Source organism: Collinsella sp. TF07-1, from assembly GCF_003437235.1.
Lineage (GTDB): Bacteria > Actinomycetota > Coriobacteriia > Coriobacteriales > Coriobacteriaceae > Collinsella.
On record NZ_QSRV01000036.1, the window covers coordinates 7,972 to 9,774 of the forward strand.

A 1,803-nucleotide genomic window follows, 5' to 3' on the forward strand; every position below is an offset into this window, starting at 1 on the left:
GAGCTCGTTGAGCTTGCGCGAAAGGGCGAGCTCGGTCGGGTCGGTCAGCAGCGAGTAATCGACGTTCTCACCGATGGCCTTGGCGGCAACGGCCTTCATGCCCATCTCGTCGGCCTGCTCGGCGGTAACGTCGGCGGCACGGCGCAGGATGGAGCACACGCGGGCGTGAGCATACTGCACGTAATAGACCGGGTTGGAGTTGTCGCGCTTCTTAACGGCCTCGATGTCGAAGTCGACCATCTGGTTGGAGCTCTTGGAGATGAGCGTGTAGCGAGCGGCATCGGAGCCAACCTCGTCGACGAGCTCCTGAAGGGTCACCATGGTGCCCTTGCGCTTGGACATACGGACGGGCTTGCCGTTACGCAGCAGGTTGACGAGCTGGCCCAGTAGAACCTCGAACTTGCCGGGGTAACCCAGAGCGTCGCAGACGCAGCGGACGCGCTCGATGTAACCGTGGTGGTCGGCGCCCCAGATGTCGATGACGTGGTCGACGCGCTGGAACTTATCCCAGTGATAGGCGACGTCGGAGGCGAAGTAGGTGTACTCGCCGTCGGACTTGATCAGGACGCGGTCCTTGTCGTCGCCCAGATCGGTGGAGCGGAACCACAGGGCGCCGTCCTTGGTGTAGAGGTAGCCCATCTTGTCGAGCTTCTCAAAAGCGCGGTCGACGGCGGAGGTGCCGGCGGTCTCGCCCTCGGTGTCCTTCACATACAGCGAGCGCTCGGAGTACCAACGGTCAAAGTCGCAGTTGACGGCGTGGCAGAGGTCGCGCATGTTGTCGACCATCTTCACGTAGCCGCGCTCACGGAAGCTCTCCATACGCTCCTGCGGATCGGCGTCGACCCACTTGTCGCCGTCGGTGCGCCAGAACTCGGCGGCCTCGTCGATGATGTAGTCGCCGCCGTAAGAGTCCTTGCCCAAGGTCTCGGCAAAGTTGTCCTGATACGGATGGGTCTCGGGGTGCTCGTCGTTCTCGTCGGCAACAAAGGCGTCACGGTCGGCGATCAGCAGCTTGTGAGCCTCGTCGATATCAACGCCCTGCTTGGCGATGATGTCGGCGAGCTGCATGTAGCGCGTGCTGATGGAGTTGCCGAAAGTGTTCATCTGAGAGCCGTGGTCGTTGATGTAGAACTCACGCTGGATGTCGTAACCGGCGTGGTCCATGACGCGGCAAAGGGAGTCGCCCAGAGCAGCCCAGCGGCCGTGGCCGATGTGCATGGGGCCGACGGGGTTGGCGGAGACGAACTCGACCTGAGTCTTCAGGCCGCCGCCGACGTTGGACTTAGCAAAGTCCATACCCTTCTCGCGGGCCTCGCCAAAGATGGCGTTCTTGACGGCGACGGAGAGGTAGAAGTTGATGAAGCCGGGGCCGGCGATCTCGACCTTCTCGATCGCGGGGTCCTCGGGCATATGGGCAACGACGGCCTCGGCGATCTTGCGCGGGGCGCAGTGAGCCAGCTTGGCGGACTTCAGAGCCATGGTGGAAGTCCACTCGCCATGAGAAGTATCAGCCGGTCGCTCGATAGCGCAATCGTCAAGTTCAAATGCGGAAAGGTCGCCGGCCTCCTGGGCCGCAGCAAGCGCAGCGCGTACCAGCTCTTCAATCTTCTCGGGCATAGATCCTCCTTGTGTTAAAGCCCCCGAGCTCTTGGTCACTCGTAGGGCAAAAGCCAGAGTTTGTAGCACTCTATCACAAGCAGTAGCTACTGTCGCAGGGTAAAGTTAATCGATATTGCATATGCACAAAAATCCTTGATTCTCATTTTCATTGCAACAGCCTCAGGACTCAGCGCAACGCGTTGC

Annotated in this window: 1 protein-coding gene; it reads right to left on the reverse strand. The window is 60.8% G+C overall.

The window, feature by feature from the left end; all coding sequences use genetic code 11:
• Window positions 1-1,617: arginine--tRNA ligase (argS, locus tag DXC67_RS09770; protein WP_233503228.1), on the reverse strand; the 1,617-nt coding region annotated here is incomplete at its 3' end.
• Between the last annotated feature and the right edge of the window lie 186 nt (window positions 1,618-1,803).